Below are 22,047 nucleotides of genomic sequence, written 5' to 3' on the forward strand. Positions count from 1 at the left end.
CCTGGACCGCCATGCCGGTCAGGCCCGGAAGTGCTCCCGGGCGAACTCGAGCGACTCGCGCAGGTCCGCGAGGCGGCCGTCCCGCGAGCCGGACTTGCGGGTGTTGATCTCCAGCACGATCTCCCCGTCGAACCCGGACGCCGCCAGATGACGCAGGAAGCGGTCCGCCCCCATGTGCCCGCGACCGGGCACGAGGTGCTCGTCCTTGGCCGACCCGGTGCCGTCGGTGAGGTGGATGTGCCGCAGCCGCGGCCCGAGCCGGCGCGCCATCTCGATCACGTCGTCGCCGGCGATCGCGGCATGCGAGAGGTCGATGGTGGTGTTGGCGTACTCCTCGGTCGAGGGGTCCCAGTGGGGCAGATACATCTGCGTCGCGCGCTTGGCCGCCCGCCACGGATACATGTTCTCCACCGCGAACCGCAGCCCGGTCGAGCGCTCCAGCGTGGCGATCCCCTCCACGAAGCCGGCCGCATAGTCGCGCTGCCACCGGAAAGGCGGATGTACGACGACCACCCCAGCTCCGACCTCGGTGGCCATCTCGGCGGAGCGCTCGAGCTTGCCCCAGGGCTCGAAGCCCCAGACCTGCTGGGTGAAGAGCAGCGTCGGTGCGTGGATCGCGACGACCGGCAGACCGTGGTGCTCGGCGAGCTGCTTGACCGCGTGGGTCTGCTGGGAGAGCGCGTCGATGCCGACCATCACCTCGACCCCGTCGTACCCGACCTCGGCCGCATAGGCGAAGCCGTGGGCGGTCGACTCGGGGTAGGTCGAGGATGTCGACAGCGAGATCATCGGGCGGGCTACTCCTCGCTGCCGATGAAGGCCAGGTGGTCGAGGCGGTCGAGGATCAACCCCTCGCGCAGCGCCCACGGGCAGATCTCGAAGGCGGGCAGGTCGAAGATGTCGAGGCACGCCTCGGCGACCAGCGCGCCGGGCACGATCTGGTGTGCCCGGGACGGGCTGACCCCGGGCAGGTCGGCGAGCTCCTCGAGCGTCATCTCCCGCAGCTTCGGGATCCAGTGGCGCAACTCGGCCAGCGGCAGCTGACGGCGCACGCGCAGTCCGTCACCGCTCGGCGCGGCACCGCAGATGCGCGCCAGCGAGCGGAAGGTCTTGGAGGTCGCGACCGCCATGTCCGGATGACCGTCGCGCAGGATCTTCCCCGCGTCCTCGGCGATCGCGGCACGGATCATCCGGCGCAGCTCGCGCAGCTCCTCCTCCGTCGGCCGGTCCCCGAAGTAGCTGCGCGCGAGCCTGCCCGCACCCAGCGGCAGCGACCACGCGACGTACGGCTGCTCGTCCACGCCCGCCGCGATCTCCAGCGAACCACCGCCGATGTCGAAGACCGCGAGCCGCCCGGCGGACCAGCCGAACCAGCGGCGTACGGCCAGGAAGGTCAGCCGCGCCTCGTCGTCCCCGGGAAGGACCTCGATCTCCACCCCGGTCGCCGAATGTACGCGGTCCAGCACCTGCTGCGAGTTGCCCGCATCGCGCACCGCCGAGGTCGCGAACGCCAGCATCTCCGCGACCCCCTTCTCCTCCGCGACCGCCACCGACTCCCGGGTGAACGCGGTCAGTGCCTCGATCCCCTGCTCGGTCACGTCGCCCTGGGGATCGAGATGCTCCGCCAGCCGAAGCGGCTGCTTGAACGAGTACGCCGGTAGCGGGGCCGCCCCGCCGTGGGCGTCGACCACGAGCAGGTGTCCCGTGTTCGATCCGATGTCGAGTACGCCCAGACGCATAGGTCTACGTTAGACGGTCGGGCGAGGCTCATCTCAACCGAACAGCGCAGGGGAAGACGGTCACCGCGATGATGACCCCATGAAGGAACTCGACCGCATCCGCCGAGACGTCGCGGCCGACCCGGGCAACGCGTGGGCCGTCGAGGCCGGGTTCGAGCCCATCTATGTGGCCCATCCAGATGCCCGGTGCGTGATCATCGGCCAGGCTCCGGGCATCAAGGCTCAGCGGAGCGGAATCCCCTGGAACGACGCGAGCGGGCAACGCCTGATCGAGTGGCTCGGCGTCGACGAGGCCACTTTCCGGGATCCGGCCGCGTTCGCGATCGTGCCCATGGACTTCTACTACCCGGGCAAAGCTCCGACCGGCGGCGACCTGCCGCCGCGACCCGACTTCGCGCCGACGTGGCACCCTCGCCTGCTCGAGCTGATGCCACAGATCAGCCTGACTCTGATCATCGGTGACTACGCGCAGCGTCACTACCTCGGCGGGAGGGAGTCGCTGACCGAGCGGGTCCGCAACTTCCGCGACTATCTGCCGGACCGGTTCCCTCTCGTCCACCCCTCACCGCTGAACTTCCGCTGGCAGGCCCGCAATCCCTGGTTCGCGACCGACGTCCTACCCGAGCTGCGGGGCCGGGTCGCCGATGCGATCGGCCCCTGACCTGTGCTCAGCGATCGGCCGTGGCGGCGACGGGCTCGGGACTCGGGGCCGCGGTGATCTCTGCCGGCTCACCGAGCCGGGCGTTGACCGCCCCCGCGAGGACGACCACGAGCGCGGCAGCTATCGGCAGGAGCAGGGCGGCGTCGGTGCCCCAGCGCTCGGCGACGTCGCCGGTGACCGCGGAGGCGAGGGACTGACCGAGGATGACGGCGGAGCCGAGCATGGTCATCACGGTGGCCGAGCGGCCGACCGGGCTCCGCCGGGCAGCGAGACCGTACTGCGTGACCAGCGTCGGGCCGATCCCGATGCCGATGACGAGCAGCGCGACCACCATCGCGGTCAGCGAGGACACGCTCGGGAGCGCGAGGGCGCCCGCGAGCATCACCCCGCCGAAGACCAGCCAGCGGGCTTTCGAGGTGAAGCCCACCGGGAAGAGGGCGACGCCCAGCGCCAGCGCGGCCGACCCGACGCCCATCGCGGCGTAGACCAGGCCGGCCTCCTCGGGACGGCCGTGGTCGGCCATGAACGCGGTCAGCGAGGTGAGCATCGACCCGAAGAAGAGCCCGACGCCGAGGATCCCGACCACGACGACGACCAGGCCCGGACGGGCGAGCTCGCGCGCCGGGCCGACCGGCGGCGTACGTCCGGAGTCAGCCTGCGCAGCCCGGGCGCTCGGGTGGAGGGCGAAGGCGGAGACGAAGACCAGGGTGAACACCGCCGCGGCGACGACGGGCGCCCACGGGTCGATCGCGACGGCGAGCACACCCGCGACGACCGGCCCGATGATGAAGACGATCTCGTCGGCCGCCGACTCGTAGGCCATCGTCGAGTTGAACACCCGCACCCGGCGCTCGGGACCGATGTGCGCGGAGATGACCGCGACCAGGCGCGACCGCGACATCGGCGCGACCTGCGGCGCGGTCGCACCGACCAGGAACGCCACCGCCAGCACCGCCGCATCCGGCAGCGGGCTGTAGACCACCCATGCCATCGCCGCGAGCGCCGCGCTGCTGGCGACGCTGACCACGAGCAGCACCCGCCGCTGACCGAACCTGTCGACGGCCGCACCGAGGATCGGGCCGCACACGGCTGCCCCGATCCCCACCAGCGCGGAGTTCAGGCCCCCGAGCGCCAGCGACCCGCGGCCGGAGACGACCAGCGTCAACACACCGACGACCATCATCGCGTACGGCATCCGTGCGACCAGCGCGAGCGGGAAGTACGTCCCGCCGACGGCGCGCGCCAGACTCTGCTCGCCCTGCCCTGACATCTCTATGACCTCCCGCTGCGAACCGCGGCTCTGTGCCGCCTTGGTCCGCCGGCGGGGCCAGCGCGAGGTGATACACGATGGATACGAAGCTGTCGCTTCGTACCTACAAGAATACGCCGCCCTCCCGGCCCATCCGGAATCGTGGCGGAGTCGTCTTCGTCACGGTTCGAGGTCGACCATCCCCTTGCCACTGAGGATGTCGTGCGGCACCGAGACCTGGTCGTGGGCGATCCTCCAGGTGCCGTCGATCCGGCGCAGTCCGTAGGTGACCCGGACCCACATGCCGGTGGTGGCGGCCCCGTTCCTCATCGTCCCGCTGAGCCGGCCGAAGGCGTACCCGTACGCCACGTCGTCGCCGATGGTGAGCGTGAGCTCCCGCAGCTCGTAGTCCACGGTCTCGAAGACCTCGAAGACCCGCGCCCAGTTCGCCAGCTTCGCCTCGATCCCGACGTGCCGGAGCGGCGGCTCGATGTCGAAGGACACGACATCGGGGGCGTACGGCTCCCGCAGGGTGTCGAGGTCCTTGGCACGCAGTCCCTTGATGACCTTCTCGATCTGGCGGCGGATCGCAGCCTCCTCGTGCGACCAGGTCATGGTGGCGCTGTCGGTACTGATCATTTCCGGGCTCCTGTTCTCCGTGGCGGGTGTTACCCCTCCGACGACACAGGCGTGCGAAGTGTCAGGCGGTCTCACAGATCGGGTCGCTGTTTCGTCGGATCGGTTGTAGACATGCAGACCGAAGGAGCCGCCATGACCGACCCGCACCTCGCCGAGGTGATCAGCGAGCGCCGCCAGCTGATCAACCTCGCCTACCGCCTGCTCGGCTCGCTCGCCGAGGCCGAGGACGTCGCGCAGGAGACCTACACCCGCTGGTACGCCCTGTCCGAGCGGCAACGCGAGGCGATCGCGTCTCCTGGCGCCTGGATGACGACGGTCGCCAGCCGGATCTGCCTCGATCTGCTCGGCTCCGCACGGGCCCGGCGGGAGCACTATGTCGGCGACTGGATCCCGGAGCCGGTGCCCGGCGGCTGGCTCGACGGCACCGGGCCAGCCCCGGCCGACCCCGCCGACCGGGTCACTCTCGACGAGTCGATCAGCATGGCCTTCCTGGTGGTGCTGGACTCGATGACCCCTGCCGAGCGGGTCTCCTTCGTCCTGCACGACATCTTCCGCTACACCTTCGCCGAGATCGCCGACGTCGTCGGACGCACCCCGGGCGCCTGCCGCCAGCTCGCCTCCAACGCCCGCCGCCGCATCGACACCTCCCGCGCCCGCGCCGGCGCCGAGCGCGCCGACCTGGTCCGGAAATTCAAACAGGCCTGGGAGTCCCGCGACATCGAGGCCCTCGTCGGCCTCCTCGACCCCGAGGCGATCGCCACCGCCGACGGCGGCGGCCTCGCCCTGGCCTTCCTCGAGCCCATCAGCGGCGCCGAGCAGATCGCCGACGCCTGGATGGAGATCGCCGCCCACGCCCCACCGGCGACCCTGCTGGAGTGCTCGGTCAACGGCCAGCCCGGCCTGGTCGGCAAGGTGGCCGGCACCGCCGTCTCGGTCTACGCCTTCGACATCGCCGACGGCCGCATCACCCGCATCTGGGCCGTACGCAACCCGGAGAAGCTGCGTCCGTGGGGCGCCGGGTTCAACCGAGTGGCTGCCACTCCGACCACTCAAGCTCGACACCAAGAGCGACCATGAAGTTCTCGGGCGTCGAGACGGCATCGGCAGTGACGGCGAGAGTAAGGAGGTTGGGCGAGTTGTGCCCGCTGCCGATCATCGCGACTTCGCTTGACTCGAGCTGGAAGGCAGCGACTTGCTGACGTTGAACGCCGCGACCTCTCCCCACCTCACGTGGTCAACGTCGGCCCAGGTCAGTGCTGCAACTCGACTCACATCGATTCCTAGGTCGCCTCGTACGTGGTCGCGCGCCCACGTCCACCCGACACCACAGTCGCCATCCGCTTCTCCCGCAGCGCGGTGATGGCCCGGCGTACCACCGTCGGGGACAGCCCGGTTCGCTCGACGAGATCCGCCACTCCGAGCTGACCGCCCTCCACCAGGGCCGTCAGGACCGTCTGCTGCTTCGGACCGATCAACTCAACCATTGGCGTAGGAGTTCGCGGCGATTTTTGCCTCGTCGCCTTCACGATGGCCGTGAACTGGATTCCGGTGTCAACAAAGGTCGGACGCGGAAGGCCCTGGTCATCGAGTTCGGCATTGACCCGGATGAGTCCAGACGCCAACGACTCGACCACACGGACGCCGCCTGGCGCGGAGACGTTGACGCCGAGGGCGACCAACTTCGCATTCCTCGAACGGCTGATCGCCTCGCGGCCAAGCCGATCAACGGTGAGCCCGTAAAGACCACCCGGGTTGGTGATCACCAAGCGATTCCGATAGATGCGTAGGTGGATCGCGATTCCCTCGGACCATGGCGCCAGATCGCGGTGGACAAGAGCGTTCCCGACCAGCTCACGTATGACCGGGAGCGGAAAGACAGGCACGTCTCTGAGATGACCATCCGGCCCGGATACCGTGGCGTAGTCGACATTCTGTGCCGCCCAGTCCACTGTCGAAGCGAGCATGCGCGGTATCGATCCACTGAGCGGTTTCGCGTTTCGGAACGACCCGTCCGGCTCCACTCGAGCAACGTGGACCACAAGTCGGGGGAACCAGGCTTGGGGATACTCGCCGAGCATCATCAGACCTGCCACCGTCAGTTCTCCGGTGCCCGAGACAACACCACCGTGCCGAAGCAAGGCATCGTCATCGAATCGACCCAAGCCGTTCGGGTCTTCCCGCCTCACCGTTTCTCTCCAGGCAGCCACGGCGCTCGCCTCGAGATCGGCGACCGTCGTGCCTGGCACTGGGGAGACGTCAAAGTGCGGAGCGGTGCGATTGCTCAGAAATCCCTGTCGTTCGAGATCAGAAAGGAGGAAGTCGCCGTCATAGCTGCGCACCCATGCCTTTCCCGTTGTGTGAGTGCACGGCTTGAACGCCGCGTCGCACTCGCCAACCTCGACGACCACGACCGGCTTCGAGTCGACGATGGCATCGGAGATGGAGAGGCGAACGTGGGGTGTGAAGTCCTGCGCTTCATTGCCGAGTCGCTGTTTGAGTCTCTGAATGTCGTAGAGGCCTGTCGGCGTGAACCCCTTCCGCTCATCCAGACCGAAAACGATCGTCCCGCCCCCTGGCGTGTTGGCAAGGGCCCCGAGCGATTCCAAGGTCGTCGATGGGTATCCGCCAGCAGCGGACTTGACCTCGATAGCAGTGGTGTCGCCGCCGGCGGTCCTGAGGGTCCCCAGGATTTCTTCGATCTCCATTCGCGCCTCCTGATCAACAAATGTACGTCAAATGCACCTCAAATGTACGCAGCGCGCCTTTCGAGGTGCATTTGACGTACATTTGCGAGCCTGTGGCCTCCAAGCGCCAGTCAAGCGATCCGCGAGCACATAGGGACGTAGGCTTGTCGGGTGCCCGAGGTAACCCTGGATTTCCCGCGTGCGTGGGTGGAGTTCACCAACCCCGACGACGCGGACGAGCGGATGCGCTGCGACCTGACCTGGCTGACGTCGGCCTACTCCTGCATCTTCGGCAACGGTTGCCCGGGGATGTTCAAGAGCTCGCCGGACGTGGGGTGCTGCACGCTGGGGGCGCACTTCGCCGATGCGGAGGACGAGTCCCGAACGGCGGAGTTCGTACGGAAGCTGACCCCTGACCTGTGGGAGCAGCACCCGGGCCGCGAGGTGAAGAGCGACGACTGGGTCGAGCTCGATGACGAAGGCGAGCGGAAGACCCGGGTAACGGATTTTCGCGGGCAGGAGTCGTGCGTCCTGTCCAACCGGCCGGACTTCGCCGGCGGATCGGGCTGCGCGCTCCACATCCTGGCCGCCGCCGAAGGCCGTGAGCACTTCGAGACGAAGCCGGACGTGTGCTGGCAGCTGCCGATCCGGCGTACGTTCCGCGACGTCGAGCTGACCGACGGGACGACCTACACCGAGGTGACGATCACCGAGTACGACCGGCGCGGCTGGGGTCCCGGCGGGCACGATCTCGACTGGTACTGCTCCGGCAACACCGAGGCCCACGTCGCCGTCGAGCCCGTCTACGTCACCAACGAGGCCGAGCTCACCGAGCTGATGGGCAAGGCGGCGTACGACGAGCTCGTCCGTCACTGCGAGGCGCATGTCCGATCGCGCTCGGCCCTGGCCCTGCATCCGGCCAGCCCGCACTGATCTCCGCCCCGACCTGCGAGGACCCGTAACTCCACTCTCTCGACATCAAGAGATAGCGACCCTGGATTCGTCTCTCTCTCAGCGAGAGTTCAGAATCTTACGTATGCGCCTGGACCATGTTTCGTACGCCGCAGGACCCGATGGCCTGGTACAGACCGCCAAGCAGCTCGGTGAGCTGCTCGGGCAGGAGTTCGTCGACGGCGGTGTCCACCCTCGCTTCGGCACCCGCAACTTCATCCTTCCGATGCGCGGCGGCCTCTACCTCGAGGTCGTCGAGGCACTCGAGCACCCGGCCAGCGACAAGGCTCCCTTCGGCCAGGCGGTGAAGGGCCGATCCGCGCTCGGCGGCGGCTGGGTCGGCTTCGTCGTCGGCGTCGACGACATGGCTCCGATCGAGGAGCGGCTCGGCCGCAAGGCGGTTCCCGGCAACCGCCACCTCCCCGACGGCCGTGAGCTGCACTGGGAGCAGATCGGCATCAACGGCCTGATCGCCGACCCGCAGCTGCCCTACTTCATCAAGTGGGAGACCCCCGACCTCCACCCCGGCAACGCCGGCTCCGACATCACCCTCACCGACCTGGAGATCTCCGGCGACCCCGAGCGGGTCAAGGACTACCTCGGTGACGAGCTGCGCGAGCGCGTCGACCCGTGGACCGGCAAGCCCGCCGAGAACGTCCACATCGACTGGGTCGCCGAGCACGGCACCCCCGGCCTGCTCGCCGCCAAGTTCGTCACCCCGCGCGGCGAAGTCCGCATCTGACGCCAACGGTGGTCGAGCCTGTCGAGACTACTCAGACCGATCGGTGGCCGAGCCCAGCGAGTGGTGGTCGAGCCTGTCAAGCGGTGTATCGAGCCTGTCGAGATGACCACCCAGACCCCCGGTGGTCGAGCTTGTCGAGCGGTGTATCGAGCCTGTCGAGATGACCACCCCGAGGGACCACATGAGCCGCGTTGATCTTCCCGGCGCAACGGGGGCGATCCCCAGCCCAAACATCTGGAACCACACCGCGACCTACGAGATCGAGAACCGTGCCCTCGATCCCCACGGACGCCTCTGGGCCGCGATGGCACAGACTGCGCCGTGGGCCGGGCGCGACGTCCTCGACCTCGGCTGCGGCACCGGCTTCTACCTTCCGAGGTTCGCCGAGGAAGCCCGCACCGTCACCGGCATCGAGCCACACCAGGATCTGGTGACGCTCGCCCGGAGGCGTACGCGGCGCCTCTCCAACGTCAGCGTGGACGCCGGCGTCGCTCAGCGGCTGCCGATCCCGCCCGCGTCGGTGGACGTGATGCACGCCCGCTGGGCCTACTTCTTCGGCCCCGGCTCCGAGCCCGGCCTGCGCGAGCTCGACCGGGTGATGCGCCGCGGCGGCGTGGCGATGGTGATCGACAACGACGGCTCCCGCTCGACCTTCGGCGGGTGGTTCCGCCGCGGCTACCCGAAGGTCCCGCCGCCCGCGGAGCAGGAGCGGTTCTGGTCCTCGAACGGCTGGACCAGGGTGCCGGTCGAGATGGACTGGTCCTTCAGCTCCCGCGAGGACCTGGAGTCGGTCGTACGGATCGAGTTCGACCCCGCCACCGCGGCCGCGGTCCTGGAGGAGCACCAGGGCACGTACGTCGACTATGCGGTCAACCTCTGGTGGAAGCCCTTCTAGACAGCACCTCTGGACAGCGCTTCTAGAGGCGAGTGGCGGCCTGGACGAGTGCGGCCAGGGCGAGCGATCGGCTGTGCTGCGGCCAGGCGATGACCGTGGTGACCTCGGGAGCGTCCAGGAGCGGGACGGTGGCGACGCCATGATGCTGCTCGGCCCGGGCTGACTCCGGGAGGATCGTGTACGCCCGGCCGAGCCCGATCAGCTGATAGAGCTGTGCCGTGTCGTGGATCTCCGGTCCCGGGCCGTCGGCGAAGGACCCACCTCCGGACGGCCAGCGCATCGGCGGCACATCGGGGACGTCGTCGAGGTCGGCCAGCCGCAGGTGGGGACGGGTCGCCCACGGGTGGCTGGAGGGCAGGACCGCGACCTGGCCCTCGGTGAGCAGGTCCTCGCTGTCGAGCCCGTCGGTGGAGTCGAAGGGCCGGTGCAGCAGCGCCACGTCCGCCCGGCCGTCGCGCAGCCGTGGCCCCTGCTCACCGATGCCGCACAGGACGACCTCGACCTTCACCGCACCCGGCTCGGCGGCGTAGGTGTCGAGCAGCTTGGTCAGCAGCTCGCTCGCCGCGCCGGCCTTCGAGACGAGGACCAGTCCGGGCTCCTCCCCGTCGCCCGTGGCCCGGCGGGTGCGGCGCTCGGCCGCATCGACCGCGTCCAGCGCGGCACGGGCCTCGGCCAGGAGCACCCGGCCGGCGTCGGTCAGCGCGACACCGCGACTGTTGCGCTCCAGCAGGACCCCGCCCAGACGCCGCTCGAGCTGGCTGATCGCGCGTGACAGCGGCGGCTGCGCGATCCCGAGGCGGGTCGCCGCCCGGCTGAAGTGCAGTTCCTCGGCGACCGCGACGAAGTAGCGAAGCTCCCGGGTCTCCATGGTCTCGACCCTACTCCGACCAGGAAACATACCCGAGCGGTATCGGTGCCGACCGAGTTGATATTGGAGTGTTTCCTCGCCCGGCGACACGCTGGATGACATGAGCGAATCAACGATCGCGCTGGTCACCGGCGCGAACAAGGGAATCGGCTACGAGATCGCCGCGGGCCTCGGCGCGCGTGGCTGGAAGGTCGGGATCGGCGCCCGCGACGACGCCCGCCGAGAGGCCGCGGTGGAGAAGCTGCGCGCGAACGGCGTCGACGCCTTCGGGGTGCCGCTGGACGTGACCGACGACGCCAGCGTCGCCGCCGCGGCCCGGCTGCTCGAGGAGCAGGGCGGCCTGGACGTGCTCGTCAACAACGCCGGCATCACCGGTGGCATGCCGCAGGACCCGACCGCCGTCTCGGTGGAGACCATGCGGGACGCGGTCGAGACCAACGTCTTCGGGGTCGTGCGAGTCATCAACACGATGCTGCCGCTTCTTCGCCGGTCGTCGTCGCCACGGATCGTCAACATGTCCAGCGGCGTCGGCTCCCTCGCCCGGCAGACGGCGACGGACGACCCGCTGGCCGTGGGGCCGATCTCGGCTGCGTACAGCCCTTCGAAGACGTACCTCAACGCCGTCACGATCCAGTACGCCAAGGAGCTGCAGGACACGAACATCCTGATCAACCTCGGCTGCCCCGGGTTCGTGGCCACCGACCTGAACGGCTTCCGTGGCGTACGCACTCCTGAGGAGGGTGCCAGAATCGCGATCAGCCTCGCGACGCTGCCCGATGACGGCCCGACCGGCGGCTACTTCGAGGAGGCCGGCGTCATCCCCTGGTGATTACATTCACGCGAAATCCAAGTACACGACGCCGAATGGCGGCACGCTAGGAGCGACTCGGGTCCTCTCGGACCTCTCGGAAGGTTAGGAGCTCCACAGATGCGTCTCACCCCACACCCCGGGCGCAGGCTCGGAACGATCATCGGCACACTCCTCGTCACGCTGGCGACCAGCCTCGTCGCCATCACTTCCACGGCCGCCCCCGCGCACGCCGACGCCTGCTACACCTGGAGCGGCACCCTGCAGGAGGGCTCCTCCGGCAACGCGGTCACCGAGCTCCAGATCCGTGTCGCGGGCTGGGCGGCCTCGGGCACGGTCTTCACGATCGACGGGTCCTACGGCCCGGCGACGAAGACCGCTGTCCGCAACTTCCAGGCCGCCTACGGGCTCGGTGCCGACGGCGTCGCCGGGCCGAACACGTTCTCCAAGATCTACGCGCTCCAGGACGACGACTGCACCCCGGTCCACTTCGCCTGGAACGAGGTCGACGACGTCTGCTACGGCGGTTGGCCGGCACCGATCTCCGGGACGATCACCCAGGTCAAGAGCAACCTGATGCGGGCGATGTGGCGCGCCGAGGCCATCCGGCATCGGCTCGGTGACCACCCGCTGCGGGTGACCTCGGCCTACCGGTCGAAGGCGTGCAACGACGCGGTCGGCGGAGCCACCAACAGCAACCACCTCTATGGCCGGGCGATGGATCTGGTGCCCGGGAGCAGTGCGACCAGCATGTGCGGGATCGCGCGAGCCTCACGCCAGTCGTTCCCGCAGGTGCTCGGGCCGGGCTATCCCGACCACAGCGACCACATCCACCTCGGCATCCAGTCGAGCATCTTCCACAGCGCCTCGCAGTGCTTCTGAGCCGTCGAGTCGGCTCAAGCTGACCGGAACCCAGGTCGAGTCGGCTCGTCATGACGCGCCGACTCGGCTTCACGGGTTGGCGGTGAGCTGGTCGGGGGCGGCGTCGGTCCCGACCAGCTCGCGGAGCTTGTCGTTGACATCCCAGATGCCGACGTTCATGCCCGCCGTGACGGTGGCGCCGCGCTGCCAGTAGGCGATGAACTCGTTGCCCTCGGTGTCGCCGCGGAGCAGCGCCTCGTCCTCGGGCGAGGAGTGCCCGACGTACTCCATCGAGAACTCGAACTGGTCGGTGAAGAAGTAGGGCTGCCAGTCGTAGACGCCGTCCTTCCCCAGCATCGAGCCGGCCGCCAGCCGGCCCTGCTTGATCGCGTTGTCCCAGTGCTCGACGCGCAACGGACCGAGAACCGTGTGCTTCGCGAGCGCGACGTCGCCCGCGGCGAAGACCCTGGGATCAGACGTACGCAGCCGGGCGTCGACCACGATGCCGTCGCCGACCTCGAGGCCGGCCGCAGCGGCCAGCTCCGTGGCAGGGGCGGCACCGACGGCGACGAGGACGATATCGGCGGGGATCACGCCGGCGCTGGTGCGTACGGCTCCGGGCTCGATCGCCTCGACGGTCGTCTCGGTGTGCATCTCGACGCCGTGGCTGGTGTGCAGGTCGGCGACGTACTTGCCGAGGACGGGGCCGAGGACGCCCAGCAGCGGCTGCTTCGCGGCCTCGATCACGACCGCCTGGCCGCCGAGCGCGGTCACGGACGCGGCGACCTCGAGGCCGATCCAGCCGCCTCCGATCGTGGCGACCCTGGTCCCGGGCCGGACCGCGTCCTTGAGGCGGCGGGCGTCATCCACGGTGCGGAGCGTCATCGCGTTCTCGATGCCCGGGATCGGTGGCGTCTTCGGTGTGGCGCCGGTGGCCAGGAGCAGCCGGCCGAACGGCAGCTCGTCACCTGTGCTGAGGGCGACCGTGCCGTTGGCCAGGTCGATGGCGGTCGCGGTGGTCTCGGTGAGGACAGTGACGTCCTTCTCGGCGTACCACGCATCGTCATGGCAGAGCTTGAACTCCTTGGCCCCGGCGAGGAACTCCTTGGAGAGCTGGGGTCGCTCATAGGGCAGCTCGGGCTCCTTGCCCACCAGGGTCAGGGGGCCGGCGTACCCCTCGTCCCGAAGGGTCTCGATGGCACTGGCCGCGGCGAGACCGGCACCGATGACGACGATGTCCGCGCTTCGCGCGGTCACTTCCTCAGTTCCCATATCGACATCGTCGCGCGGAACCGGTCATAAGCCCAGGGCTAGGAGGACCCGCGCACGGTCAGGACGGGTTTCAGCATCACGCCGGGTGCGGCATAGGACGGGGTGGCGAGCAGCTCCTCGAGCGCCTTGACCAGCTCGCGCGCGGCCTCCTCGAGCGGCGGACGTACGGAGGTGATGCCCGGCGGCACCGTCTGAGCGACCTGGGAGTCGTCGAAGCCGACCACCGCCACGTCCTCACCGAGCCGGAGCCGGCGCTCGAAGAGCGAGTGGAGCACGCCCATCGCGAGGGTGTCGGAGGCGCAGACGAGTGCGGTGGGCTTCGTCTCGTCGAGGATCGCGTCGGCGGCGGCCTTGCCCGAGCTGATCGAGTCCTCGGTGCGTGAGGCCAGGCCGGTGGTCGAGAGGTCGTGGGTATGCATCGCGTGGATCCAGCCGCTCCTCCTCTCCTCGCCTAGGAGGGAGTCCTTGTGCCAGCCGATCCAGGCGATCTTGGTGTGTCCGCGCTCGATCAGGTGCTCGGTGGCGATCTCGGCGCCGTAGGCGAGATCGACGTCGACCCAGGGATGCTTGGCATCGGGCTGGGTCCACGGACGGCCGAAGGAGACGAACCGTGCCCGCCGCGACTGCAGCCACGTCGTCTGCTGGCCCCCGAGGTGGGTGTCGGTCACGACGAACGCGTCGACCGCGGTCGACCTGAGCAGCTCGTCGTAGCCGTCGAGCGGGTCCGCGGGGTCACCGTAGAAGAGGAGCACGTGGTAGCCGGTGTCGGCGGCGGCCTCCACGAAGGTGTGCACGAACCGGTCCATCATCGCGTTGGCGGTGCCCTCCTGGAGGGCGGGCATCCGCAGGCCGATCAGGTGGCTGGCTCTGGTCCGCAGGCTCCGGGCGGCGCGGTTGGGCTGGTAGCCGAGCTTGTCGATCGCCTCCTGCACCCTCGCCAGGGTGTCGGCCCGCAGCAGATCGGGGTTGTTGACCGCGTTGGAGACCGTCTGCCGAGAGACTCCGGCCAGCTCGGCGACGTCGGCAAGGGTCGGCGGGGCGGCCGATATGTGACCGCCGGAACGCGGCATCACCACGCCCTGCCTCCCTAGATGCCATGTGGAACTCTGGATCGTTCCAAGCCATGGTAACGAAGGGTTCTCTCGCACGGCCCTATCGGTCCAGAACTGTGGGTCCCATAAGTGTCGGTGGCTTGCTCTAGGTTGCTGGTCATGGCTTCAGCTCGCTCGTCCAAACGTGCCTCCTACCGCTGCTCCGAGTGCGGCTGGGAGACGATGAAGTGGGTCGGCCGCTGCGGCGAGTGCCAGGCGTGGGGGTCGGTCGCCGAGGCGGCAGCCCCGGTGGGACGTACGCCCGCGGCCCCCGTCTCAGCGGCGGCGGTGCCGATCGGGAAGGTGTCCGTCACCGAGTCCGAGCGGCGCACCAGCGGGGTGCCGGAGCTCGACCGGGTGCTCGGCGGCGGACTGGTGCCGGGGGCGGCGATCCTGCTCGCCGGCGAGCCTGGCGTGGGGAAGTCGACGCTCCTCCTGGAGGTGGCGGCACAGACGGCGCGCTACGGTCGCCGAGCGCTGTATGTGACCGGTGAGGAGTCGGCCTCGCAGGTGCGGTTGCGCGCCGACCGCACCAACGCGATCCAGGACGAGCTCTATCTCGCCGCCGAGACCGATCTCGGCGCGATGCTGACCCATATCGAGGAGAGCCGGCCCGAGCTGATCGTCGTCGACTCCGTGCAGACCATCGGCGCCTCGGGGGTCGAGGGTGCGCCGGGCGGTGTGACCCAGGTGCGCGAGGTCGCGGCGGCGCTGATCCGGGTCGCCAAGACCCGCAACATCACGACCGTCCTGGTTGGACACGTGACCAAGGACGGGGCGATCGCCGGCCCGCGGGTGCTGGAGCACCTGGTCGACGTGGTCCTCCACTTCGAGGGCGCGCGCGACTCACGGTTCCGGATGGTGCGGGCGATGAAGAACCGCTTCGGCCCGATCGACGAGGTGGGCTGCTTCGACCTGTCCTCGGAGGGCATCGTGGCGGTCACCGACCCCTCCGGGCTCTTCGTGGAGACCCATCACGTCTCCGTGCCCGGTACGTGCGTCACCGTGACCATGGAGGGCCGCCGGCCGCTTCTCGCCGAGATCCAGGCGTTGACCGTGCTGGGGGCGGAGGAGCGGGCGAAGCGTACGACCTCGGGGTTGGACGGCTCCCGGCTGGCGATGATCCTCGCGATCCTGCAGCGCCACGCGAAGGTCGGCCTCTCCGGCCGCGATGTGTTCGCCTCGACCGTCGGCGGCGCCCGGATCAGCGATCCCGCCGCCGATCTGGCGCTGGCGCTCGCGGTGGCTTCGAGCCATACCGGCACGCCGACGCCGCGCGGCGTGGTGGCGCTGGGTGAGATCGGCCTGGCCGGGGAGCTTCGGCGGGTGCGTGATCTGGACCAGCGGCTCTCCGAGGCGGCCCGGCTGGGGTTCACGGTCGCGGTGGTGCCGGCCGAGCCCGGGGCGCCCGTGCCGAACCGTCCCAAAGAGCGCGATGTCGACGGTATGCGTGTCTTTGAGGTCCACAGCATCGGCTCCGCGCTGGAATTCCTCCGCTTGGTGTGATCGGCTTGGTGACTCGTGGTCGAACGTTCTCGGCACTACGGTTGGATCCACGGCTAGAATCGCCACATCCCACTCCGAAAGGACTCTCGTGCCCGCCGACCGCACCGCGGATTCCATCCGACTGCGCGAGACGCTTGCTCTGATCGCGCCCGGGACACCGCTTCGCGATGGGCTCGAACGCATCCTCCGCGGCCGCACCGGCGCGCTGATCGTGCTCGGCCACGACAAGATGGTCGATGCGATCGCGACCGGCGGCTTCACGCTCGAGGTCCCGTTCACCTCCACAGGCCTGCGTGAGCTCGCCAAGATGGACGGCGCGATCATCGTCGACGACTCGTTGAGCCACATCGTGCAGGCCGCCGTCCACCTGATGCCCGACCACACCATCCCCTCGACCGAGACCGGCACCCGGCACCGCACCGCCGACCGGGTCGCGAAGCAGACCGGTCACCCGGTGATCTCGGTGTCCCAGTCGATGCAGATCATCGCTGCGTACGTCGGCCAGACCCGCCACGTCCTCGAGGACTCCGGCCAGATCCTCTCCCGTGCCAACCAGGCGCTGGCGACGCTGGAGCGCTACAAGCTGCGCCTCGACGAGGTCGCCTCGACCCTGTCGGCGCTCGAGATCGAAGACCTGGTGACCGTGCGCGACGTGGCCGTAGTCGCGCAGCGCCTCGAGATGGTCACCCGTATCGCTCGCGAGATCGAGGACTATGTGCTCGAGCTCGGCACCGACGGCCGGCTGCTGTCCCTCCAGCTGGAGGAGCTCATCACCGGCGTCGATGCTGAGCGCGAGATGGTCATCCGTGACTACCTCCCCCGTGGCCGCCGCGCCCGCAGCCCAGAGGAGCTGCTGGCCGAGCTCGAGGCGCTCAACTCCGCCGAGCTCGTCGACCCCGCCGCCACCGCCCGGGTCCTGGGCCTGACCACCTCCGAGGCGCTCGACGGCGCCGTAGCCCCTCGCGGCTACCGCCTCCTCGCGAAGGTCCCCCGCCTCCCACCCGCCGTCGTCGACCGCCTCGTCGACCACTTCGGCACCCTCCAGAAGCTCCTCTCCGCCAGCGTCGACGACCTCCAGGCCGTCGAGGGCGTAGGCGAGCTCCGCGCCCGCTCCGTACGCGAAGGCCTCTCCCGCCTCGCCGAGTCCACCATCCTCGAGCGCTACGTCTAACGCCCCCGCCAACCAACGCACGCCGAGAAGTCACTTCTGCAGGCCGAGAAGTCACTTCTGCAGGCCGAGACGTCACACAGGTGCCCTCTCGGCCTGCAGACCTGACCTCTCGGCCTGCAGACCTGACGCCTCGGCCTGCAGAGCTGACGCCTCGGCCTCAGTTGACTGGAGAGTCGGGTTCCGTACGCGGCAGGGCGGTGCCGGGCTTGTAGAGGCCGAAGGTGGCGGAGGACGGTTCGCCGCCGAGGGCCGAGGCGACGATCACGAAGAAGTTCGGCTTCATCCACGGGCCGTGGCCGGTGCACTCGTTGGCGACGACACGGCGTCCGGACCAGGTCAGGGGCAGGGTGGTGACGGTGTCGCGGCGGAGGACGATGTCCTTGGTCGGCACCGCCTTCGGGCAGACGACCGTCGACCAGACCAGGTCGCCACCCTTCTGGGAGATCCGCACCTGAAGCGCGTCCGCGGACACCTTCCAGGTGCACGCCTCGGCCTTCACCGTACGCACCTGCAGCGGAATGGTGACGTTGTCCTCGGCGTAGCCGTTGGTGACGGCGGGCTCGACGACCACATCGGAGGGCGAGCATTCACCGGTCGGATCCGGAGGCGCGCTGCTCTTCGGCTTCGCGGGCTTGGTTCCGGTGGCGTTGCCCGCCTTCTTCGACGGCTTCGCGTCGGGGGTGGGAGTGACCGTAACCGTCGCCGTGGGCTCGTCCGCGACGGGCGAGGCCGTGTCATCAGGATCGTCCGACCCGTTGAGGAAGAAGCGCGAGATCCCGACGATCAGAAGCAGGACGATCGCGAGGACAGCCAGCCGCCGGCGCCAGTAGACCGAGGCCGGCAGCCGTCCTCCAGTCCTTGTCGCGCGGGCCATAGGCGACACGGTAATGACCCGACGCGCGGGAATCGGGGTGCCACTCCGGACCAATACCTGTCGCACGGCACAATCTGGGTGTGAGCGAACTTCTGGACCCCGTTCTGGACTGGTACGACGCCAATGCCCGAGACCTTCCGTGGCGTTCCGCGACCGCGACACCGTGGTCGGTGATGGTCAGCGAGTTCATGCTCCAGCAGACCCCGGTCAACCGCGTCCTCCCCGTCCACGAGGCTTGGCTCGAGCGCTGGCCGAGGCCGGCGGACCTGGCCGCCGAGCCGACCGGAGAGGCCGTACGCGCGTGGGGCCGACTCGGCTATCCACGGCGCGCGCTCCGGCTGCACGCGGCCGCCACCGCGATCCTCGAGCGTCACGACGGCGAGGTGCCGGAGGCGTACGAGGACCTGATCGCGCTCCCGGGCGTCGGCGACTACACCGCGGCAGCGATCGCCACCTTCGCCTACGGAAAACGGCACGTGGTCCTGGACACGAACGTACGCCGGGTGTTCGCCAGGACGCTCAGCGGTGTCGAGTTCCCCGCGCAGTCGGTCAACAAGGCCGAGCGCGAGCTGGCCGCCGGCGTGCTCCCGGAGGACGAGCCGACCGCGGCCACCTGGTCCGTCGCCGTCATGGAGCTCGGCGCGCTCGTCTGCACCGCCAACAACCCCGCCTGCGTACGCTGTCCCGTGGCCGACCTCTGCGCCTGGCGGGCCGCCGGCCACCCGGCCTACGACGGCCCTCCTCGCAAGGTCCAGACCTGGGCCGGCACGGACCGTCAGTGCCGCGGTCGCCTTCTGGCCGTGCTCCGCGACGCCGACGCCCCCGTTCACCGCAGCCGCCTCGACCTCGTCTGGTCCGACGACATCCAGCGGAAGAGAGCCCTGGAAGGCCTCCTGAAGGACAGCCTGGCAACCGAGGTCGAACCAGACTTCTTCGCCCTCCCCTAGAGATCGCGCGGGTTTGCGGCGCCGTCACGAGCGTCGCGAGACGGGTGTGCTGGCAAGGCGGAGCCTCGAAGGCGGTCTGGTTGCACCATCGAGAGGCGACAACGCAGCCAGCGCGCCCGTATCGCGGCGCGTAGCAGGCGGCCCAACCCGCGCGATCTCTAATCCCGCCGAGAAGTCATTCCTTGACGCCGAAAGGTCAGTTTTCTGGGGCGCCCGAAAAGGGATCGCGCCGAGTGGCCAGAATTACTGACCACTCGGCGCGAACAATTGACTTCTCGACGCCAGAAACTGACGTCTCGGTGTCAGTCGCCTTCGGGCTTGGGCTTGTCCAGGCTGATCGGCTCGTCCTGGTCAGGCAGCTCGATATCGCTCACCGACGCACCCTCCAGAGGAGGCATGTCCGGAATGGCGGAGCGCTTCTGGCCCTCGAAGGTGAAGGTCGCCTCCGCGCCCTCGCCCTCGACGTCGACGAGCACGATCTCGCCGGGACCGATGTCGCCATAAAGCATCTTCTCGGCGAGCATGTCCTCGATCTCGCGCTGGACCGTACGGCGCAGCGGTCGAGCACCCAGGACCGGGTCGAAGCCTCGCGTGGAGAGCAGCTCCTTCGCGGGCGTGGTGAGCTCGATGCCCATGTCGCGGTCCTTGAGACGAACCTCTACGGCGGCGATCATGTTGTCCACCATCGACATGATCTGCTCCCTCGACAGCGGCGGGAACACGATCACCTCGTCGACACGGTTGAGGAACTCCGGACGGAAGTGCTGCTTGAGCTCGTCGGTGACCTTGGCCTTCATCTTCTCGTAGGAGCCAGCGACGTCGCTGGCCTGGGAGAAGCCCAGGTTGACCGACTTCGCGATGTCCCGCGTACCGAGGTTGGTGGTCATGATGATCACGGTGTTCTTGAAGTCGACCACGCGGCCCTGGGAGTCGGTCAGGCGACCTTCCTCCAGGATCTGCAGCAGCGAGTTGAAGATGTCCGGGTGAGCCTTCTCGACCTCATCGAAGAGCACCACGGAGAACGGCTTGCGGCGCACCTTCTCGGTGAGCTGGCCACCCTCCTCGTAGCCGACGTAACCCGGAGGCGAACCGAAGAGCCGCGAGACTGTGTGCTTCTCGCCGAACTCCGACATGTCGAGCTGGATCAGCGCGTCCTCGTCGCCGAAGAGGAACTCGGCGAGCGTCTTGGACAGCCAGGTCTTACCGACACCGGATGGACCGGCGAAGATGAACGAACCGCCGGGGCGCTTCGGGTCCTTCAGACCGGCACGCGTACGCCGGATGGCACGCGAGAGCGCCTTGACCGCCTCGTCCTGGCCGATGACGCGCTTGTGGAGCTCGTCCTCCATGCGCAGCAGGCGCTGGGACTCCTCCTCGTTGACCTGCACCATCGGGATGCCGGTCGCCACGGCGAGAACCTCGGCGATCAGCTCCTCGTCGACCTCGGCGACCTCGTCCATGTCGCCGGCACGCCAAGCCTTCTCACGCTCGGCCTTCTTCGCGATGAGCTGCTTCTCCTCGTCGCGAAGTCGGGCCGCCGCCTCGAAGTCCTGGCCGTCGATCGCGGCCTCCTTGCGCTGACGTACGTCGGCGATCTTGTCGTCGTACTCCCGCAGGTCGGCCGGCGCGGTCATCCGGCGGATGCGCAGGCGCGAGCCGGCCTCGTCGATCAGGTCGATGGCCTTGTCGGGCAGGAACCGGTCGGAGATGTAGCGGTCGGCCAGGGTCACCGCGGAGACGAGCGCCTCGTCGGTGATCGTCACCCGGTGGTGGGCCTCGTAGCGGTCCCGGATGCCCTTGAGCATCTCGATCGCGACCGCGATCGACGGCTCCGGCACCTGGATCGGCTGGAAGCGGCGCTCGAGAGCGGCGTCCTTCTCCAGGTATTTCCGGTATTCGTCCAGCGTGGTCGCACCGATCGTCTGCAGCTCGCCACGAGCCAGCATCGGCTTCAGGATCGAGGCCGCGTCGATCGCGCCCTCGGCAGCACCGGCACCGACGAGGGTGTGGATCTCGTCGATGAACAGGACGATGTCGCCGCGGGTCTTGATCTCCTTGAGCACCTTCTTGAGGCGCTCCTCGAAGTCACCGCGGTAGCGCGAGCCGGCCACCAGCGCACCCAGGTCGAGCGTGTAGATCTGCTTGTCCTTGAGCGTCTCGGGGACGGTGCCCTTGACGATGTCCTGGGCCAGCCCCTCGACGATCGACGTCTTGCCGACGCCGGGCTCGCCGATGAGGACCGGGTTGTTCTTCGTACGACGCGAGAGCACCTGCATGACGCGCTCGATCTGCATCTCCCGACCGATGATCGGGTCGAGCTTGCCGTCGCGGGCGTCCTGGGTCAGGTTGCGGCCGAACTGGTCGAGAACCAGGCTGGAGGACGGCGCCTCGGTCGAGGTCGTCCCCGTCGACGCGGTGGCGCCGGACGTGGCCTGGCCCTCCTTGCCCTGGAAACCCGAGAGGAGCTGGATGACCTGCTGGCGGACCCGGTTGAGGTCGGCGCCGAGCTTCTGCAGCACCTGGGCGGCGACGCCCTCGCCCTCACGGATCAGGCCGAGCAGGATGTGCTCGGTCCCGATGTAGGAGTGGCCGAGCTGCAGCGCCTCGCGCAGGGACAGCTCGAGCACCTTCTTGGCGCGCGGCGTGAACGGGATGTGCCCGGACGGTGCCTGCTGACCCTGGCCGATGATCTCCTCGACCTGGTTGCGCACCGCCTCGAGCGAGATGTCGAGGGACTCGAGGGCCTTGGCGGCGACGCCCTCGCCCTCGTGGATCAGGCCGAGCAGGATGTGCTCGGTCCCGATGTAGTTGTGGGAGAGCATGCGGGCCTCTTCCTGGGCCAGCACGACCACCCGGCGGGCTCGGTCAGTGAACCGCTCGAACATGTACGCATCTCTCCTAAAGATCTGGGGCGCAGGCGCCCACCGGACTGCTCCGGTTGGGCGGTCTCACCGGGAAACAACCCCACGGACAGCCTACGCGTTCCCGACAACACAACACGATCCGTGCGCTGAGAGCGAACAAGCAGTTCCGCGCACCGGGTCGGACCGTCGCCTCAAACGCAGCTGTCGCGCCCCTCGGGGCGCGAC

At 68.9% G+C, this 22,047-nt stretch carries 20 protein-coding genes; 10 read left to right on the forward strand and 10 right to left on the reverse strand.

Annotation, left to right across the window (positions count from 1 at the left end; translation table 11 throughout):
- Window positions 1-18 precede the first annotated feature (18 nt).
- Entirely contained in the window at window positions 19-789 is a 771-nt protein-coding gene (locus tag ACRDPS_RS08960) for a sugar phosphate isomerase/epimerase family protein (protein ID WP_431501279.1), read from the reverse strand.
- 8 nt (window positions 790-797) lie between these two features.
- On the reverse strand, window positions 798-1,739 hold the full coding sequence (locus tag ACRDPS_RS08965) for a Ppx/GppA family phosphatase (protein WP_431501280.1): 942 nt from the start codon (window positions 1,737-1,739) through the stop codon (window positions 798-800).
- Between the two features lie 79 nt (window positions 1,740-1,818).
- Here ACRDPS_RS08965 and ACRDPS_RS08970 point away from each other — a divergent pair, with 79 nt between their 5' ends.
- The gene (locus ACRDPS_RS08970) at window positions 1,819-2,400 is read left to right on the forward strand and encodes a uracil-DNA glycosylase family protein (protein WP_431501281.1); all 582 of its coding nucleotides are present in this window, start codon (window positions 1,819-1,821) and stop codon (window positions 2,398-2,400) included.
- Window positions 2,401-2,407: 7 nt separating this feature from the next.
- Here the strand turns inward: ACRDPS_RS08970 and ACRDPS_RS08975 are convergent, their stop codons facing one another.
- Together ACRDPS_RS08975 and ACRDPS_RS08980 are read right to left on the reverse strand one after the other, a co-directional pair.
- Complete coding sequence (locus ACRDPS_RS08975) at window positions 2,408-3,670, reverse strand: MFS transporter (RefSeq protein WP_431501282.1); 1,263 nt, start codon at window positions 3,668-3,670, stop codon at window positions 2,408-2,410.
- A 159-nt stretch (window positions 3,671-3,829) separates the two neighbouring features.
- The gene (locus ACRDPS_RS08980) at window positions 3,830-4,288 is read right to left on the reverse strand and encodes a YybH family protein (protein WP_431501283.1); all 459 of its coding nucleotides are present in this window, start codon (window positions 4,286-4,288) and stop codon (window positions 3,830-3,832) included.
- A gap of 132 nt (window positions 4,289-4,420) precedes the next feature.
- Here ACRDPS_RS08980 and sigJ point away from each other — a divergent pair, with 132 nt between their 5' ends.
- Window positions 4,421-5,365: an RNA polymerase sigma factor SigJ gene (gene sigJ, locus ACRDPS_RS08985; RefSeq protein ID WP_431501284.1), complete on the forward strand. Its 945-nt coding sequence runs from the start codon at window positions 4,421-4,423 to the stop codon at window positions 5,363-5,365.
- A 203-nt stretch (window positions 5,366-5,568) separates the two neighbouring features.
- Here the strand turns inward: sigJ and ACRDPS_RS08990 are convergent, their stop codons facing one another.
- Entirely contained in the window at window positions 5,569-6,993 is a 1,425-nt protein-coding gene (locus ACRDPS_RS08990) for an ATP-binding protein (RefSeq protein ID WP_431501285.1), read from the reverse strand.
- A gap of 150 nt (window positions 6,994-7,143) precedes the next feature.
- On the opposite strand from ACRDPS_RS08990, the gene ACRDPS_RS08995 reads away from it, so the two are divergent.
- The 3 genes from ACRDPS_RS08995 to ACRDPS_RS09005 all read left to right on the forward strand — a co-directional run bounded on the left by ACRDPS_RS08995 (window position 7,144) and on the right by ACRDPS_RS09005 (window position 9,560).
- On the forward strand, window positions 7,144-7,905 hold the full coding sequence (locus ACRDPS_RS08995; RefSeq protein ID WP_431501286.1) for a hypothetical protein: 762 nt from the start codon (window positions 7,144-7,146) through the stop codon (window positions 7,903-7,905).
- A 103-nt stretch (window positions 7,906-8,008) separates the two neighbouring features.
- Complete coding sequence (locus tag ACRDPS_RS09000) at window positions 8,009-8,665, forward strand: VOC family protein (RefSeq protein ID WP_431501287.1); 657 nt, start codon at window positions 8,009-8,011, stop codon at window positions 8,663-8,665.
- 160 nt (window positions 8,666-8,825) lie between these two features.
- Window positions 8,826-9,560: a class I SAM-dependent methyltransferase gene (locus ACRDPS_RS09005; RefSeq protein ID WP_431501288.1), complete on the forward strand. Its 735-nt coding sequence runs from the start codon at window positions 8,826-8,828 to the stop codon at window positions 9,558-9,560.
- 22 nt (window positions 9,561-9,582) lie between these two features.
- On the opposite strand, the gene ACRDPS_RS09010 is transcribed toward ACRDPS_RS09005, so the two are convergent.
- Window positions 9,583-10,428, reverse strand: a complete 846-nt coding sequence (locus tag ACRDPS_RS09010) for a LysR family transcriptional regulator (protein ID WP_431501289.1) — start codon at window positions 10,426-10,428, stop codon at window positions 9,583-9,585.
- 100 nt (window positions 10,429-10,528) lie between these two features.
- On the opposite strand from ACRDPS_RS09010, the gene ACRDPS_RS09015 reads away from it, so the two are divergent.
- Both ACRDPS_RS09015 and ACRDPS_RS09020 read left to right on the forward strand, forming a co-directional pair.
- Window positions 10,529-11,257, forward strand: coding sequence for an SDR family oxidoreductase (locus ACRDPS_RS09015; RefSeq protein WP_431501290.1), 729 nt, complete (start codon window positions 10,529-10,531; stop codon window positions 11,255-11,257).
- A 99-nt stretch (window positions 11,258-11,356) separates the two neighbouring features.
- Window positions 11,357-12,118, forward strand: a complete 762-nt coding sequence (locus ACRDPS_RS09020; protein WP_431501291.1) for a D-Ala-D-Ala carboxypeptidase family metallohydrolase — start codon at window positions 11,357-11,359, stop codon at window positions 12,116-12,118.
- Between the two features lie 69 nt (window positions 12,119-12,187).
- On the opposite strand, the gene ACRDPS_RS09025 is transcribed toward ACRDPS_RS09020, so the two are convergent.
- Window positions 12,188-13,369, reverse strand: coding sequence for an NAD(P)/FAD-dependent oxidoreductase (locus ACRDPS_RS09025; RefSeq protein WP_431501292.1), 1,182 nt, complete (start codon window positions 13,367-13,369; stop codon window positions 12,188-12,190).
- Between the two features lie 38 nt (window positions 13,370-13,407).
- On the reverse strand, window positions 13,408-14,439 hold the full coding sequence (locus ACRDPS_RS09030; protein WP_431501298.1) for a LacI family DNA-binding transcriptional regulator: 1,032 nt from the start codon (window positions 14,437-14,439) through the stop codon (window positions 13,408-13,410).
- Between the two features lie 141 nt (window positions 14,440-14,580).
- On the opposite strand from ACRDPS_RS09030, the gene radA reads away from it, so the two are divergent.
- Window positions 14,581-15,966 carry a DNA repair protein RadA gene (gene radA / locus ACRDPS_RS09035; RefSeq protein ID WP_431501293.1) on the forward strand — a complete coding sequence of 462 codons (1,386 nt, stop codon included), beginning with the start codon at window positions 14,581-14,583 and terminating at the stop codon, window positions 15,964-15,966.
- An 88-nt stretch (window positions 15,967-16,054) separates the two neighbouring features.
- Window positions 16,055-17,137 carry a DNA integrity scanning diadenylate cyclase DisA gene (gene disA / locus ACRDPS_RS09040; protein WP_431501294.1) on the forward strand — a complete coding sequence of 361 codons (1,083 nt, stop codon included), beginning with the start codon at window positions 16,055-16,057 and terminating at the stop codon, window positions 17,135-17,137.
- Window positions 17,138-17,294: 157 nt separating this feature from the next.
- On the opposite strand, the gene ACRDPS_RS09045 is transcribed toward disA, so the two are convergent.
- On the reverse strand, window positions 17,295-18,011 hold the full coding sequence (locus tag ACRDPS_RS09045; protein WP_431501295.1) for a hypothetical protein: 717 nt from the start codon (window positions 18,009-18,011) through the stop codon (window positions 17,295-17,297).
- 80 nt (window positions 18,012-18,091) lie between these two features.
- On the opposite strand from ACRDPS_RS09045, the gene ACRDPS_RS09050 reads away from it, so the two are divergent.
- The gene (locus ACRDPS_RS09050; protein ID WP_431501296.1) at window positions 18,092-18,958 is read left to right on the forward strand and encodes an A/G-specific adenine glycosylase; all 867 of its coding nucleotides are present in this window, start codon (window positions 18,092-18,094) and stop codon (window positions 18,956-18,958) included.
- Between the two features lie 302 nt (window positions 18,959-19,260).
- On the opposite strand, the gene ACRDPS_RS09055 is transcribed toward ACRDPS_RS09050, so the two are convergent.
- Window positions 19,261-21,843 (reverse strand): ATP-dependent Clp protease ATP-binding subunit, encoded by a 2,583-nt coding sequence (locus tag ACRDPS_RS09055; protein ID WP_431501297.1) that lies wholly within the window; start codon window positions 21,841-21,843, stop codon window positions 19,261-19,263.
- Window positions 21,844-22,047: the final 204 nt, after the last annotated feature.

The sequence above is a fragment of the Nocardioides sp. genome (genome assembly GCF_050699375.1).
Classification (GTDB): Bacteria; Actinomycetota; Actinomycetes; order Propionibacteriales; family Nocardioidaceae; genus Nocardioides.

Bases quoted from the DNA above. Each gene is read 5' to 3' on its own strand.
- ACRDPS_RS09055 (WP_431501297.1), bottom strand. From the start codon at position 21,843: ATGTTCGAGCGGTTCACTGACCGAGCCCGCCGGGTGGTCGTGCTGGCC.
- ACRDPS_RS08960 (WP_431501279.1), bottom strand. From the start codon at position 789: ATGATCTCGCTGTCGACATCCTCGACCTACCCCGAGTCGACCGCCCAC.
- sigJ (WP_431501284.1), top strand. From the start codon at position 4,421: ATGACCGACCCGCACCTCGCCGAGGTGATCAGCGAGCGCCGCCAGCTG.
- ACRDPS_RS09015 (WP_431501290.1), top strand. From the start codon at position 10,529: ATGAGCGAATCAACGATCGCGCTGGTCACCGGCGCGAACAAGGGAATC.
- ACRDPS_RS09025 (WP_431501292.1), bottom strand. From the start codon at position 13,369: ATGGGAACTGAGGAAGTGACCGCGCGAAGCGCGGACATCGTCGTCATC.
- ACRDPS_RS08975 (WP_431501282.1), bottom strand. From the start codon at position 3,670: ATGTCAGGGCAGGGCGAGCAGAGTCTGGCGCGCGCCGTCGGCGGGACG.
- ACRDPS_RS08990 (WP_431501285.1), bottom strand. From the start codon at position 6,993: ATGGAGATCGAAGAAATCCTGGGGACCCTCAGGACCGCCGGCGGCGAC.
- ACRDPS_RS09000 (WP_431501287.1), top strand. From the start codon at position 8,009: ATGCGCCTGGACCATGTTTCGTACGCCGCAGGACCCGATGGCCTGGTA.
- ACRDPS_RS09045 (WP_431501295.1), bottom strand. From the start codon at position 18,011: ATGGCCCGCGCGACAAGGACTGGAGGACGGCTGCCGGCCTCGGTCTAC.
- ACRDPS_RS08965 (WP_431501280.1), bottom strand. From the start codon at position 1,739: ATGCGTCTGGGCGTACTCGACATCGGATCGAACACGGGACACCTGCTC.
- ACRDPS_RS08980 (WP_431501283.1), bottom strand. From the start codon at position 4,288: ATGATCAGTACCGACAGCGCCACCATGACCTGGTCGCACGAGGAGGCT.
- ACRDPS_RS09010 (WP_431501289.1), bottom strand. From the start codon at position 10,428: ATGGAGACCCGGGAGCTTCGCTACTTCGTCGCGGTCGCCGAGGAACTG.
- ACRDPS_RS09005 (WP_431501288.1), top strand. From the start codon at position 8,826: ATGACCACCCCGAGGGACCACATGAGCCGCGTTGATCTTCCCGGCGCA.
- radA (WP_431501293.1), top strand. From the start codon at position 14,581: ATGGCTTCAGCTCGCTCGTCCAAACGTGCCTCCTACCGCTGCTCCGAG.
- ACRDPS_RS09030 (WP_431501298.1), bottom strand. From the start codon at position 14,439: ATGCCGCGTTCCGGCGGTCACATATCGGCCGCCCCGCCGACCCTTGCC.
- ACRDPS_RS08970 (WP_431501281.1), top strand. From the start codon at position 1,819: ATGAAGGAACTCGACCGCATCCGCCGAGACGTCGCGGCCGACCCGGGC.
- ACRDPS_RS09020 (WP_431501291.1), top strand. From the start codon at position 11,357: ATGCGTCTCACCCCACACCCCGGGCGCAGGCTCGGAACGATCATCGGC.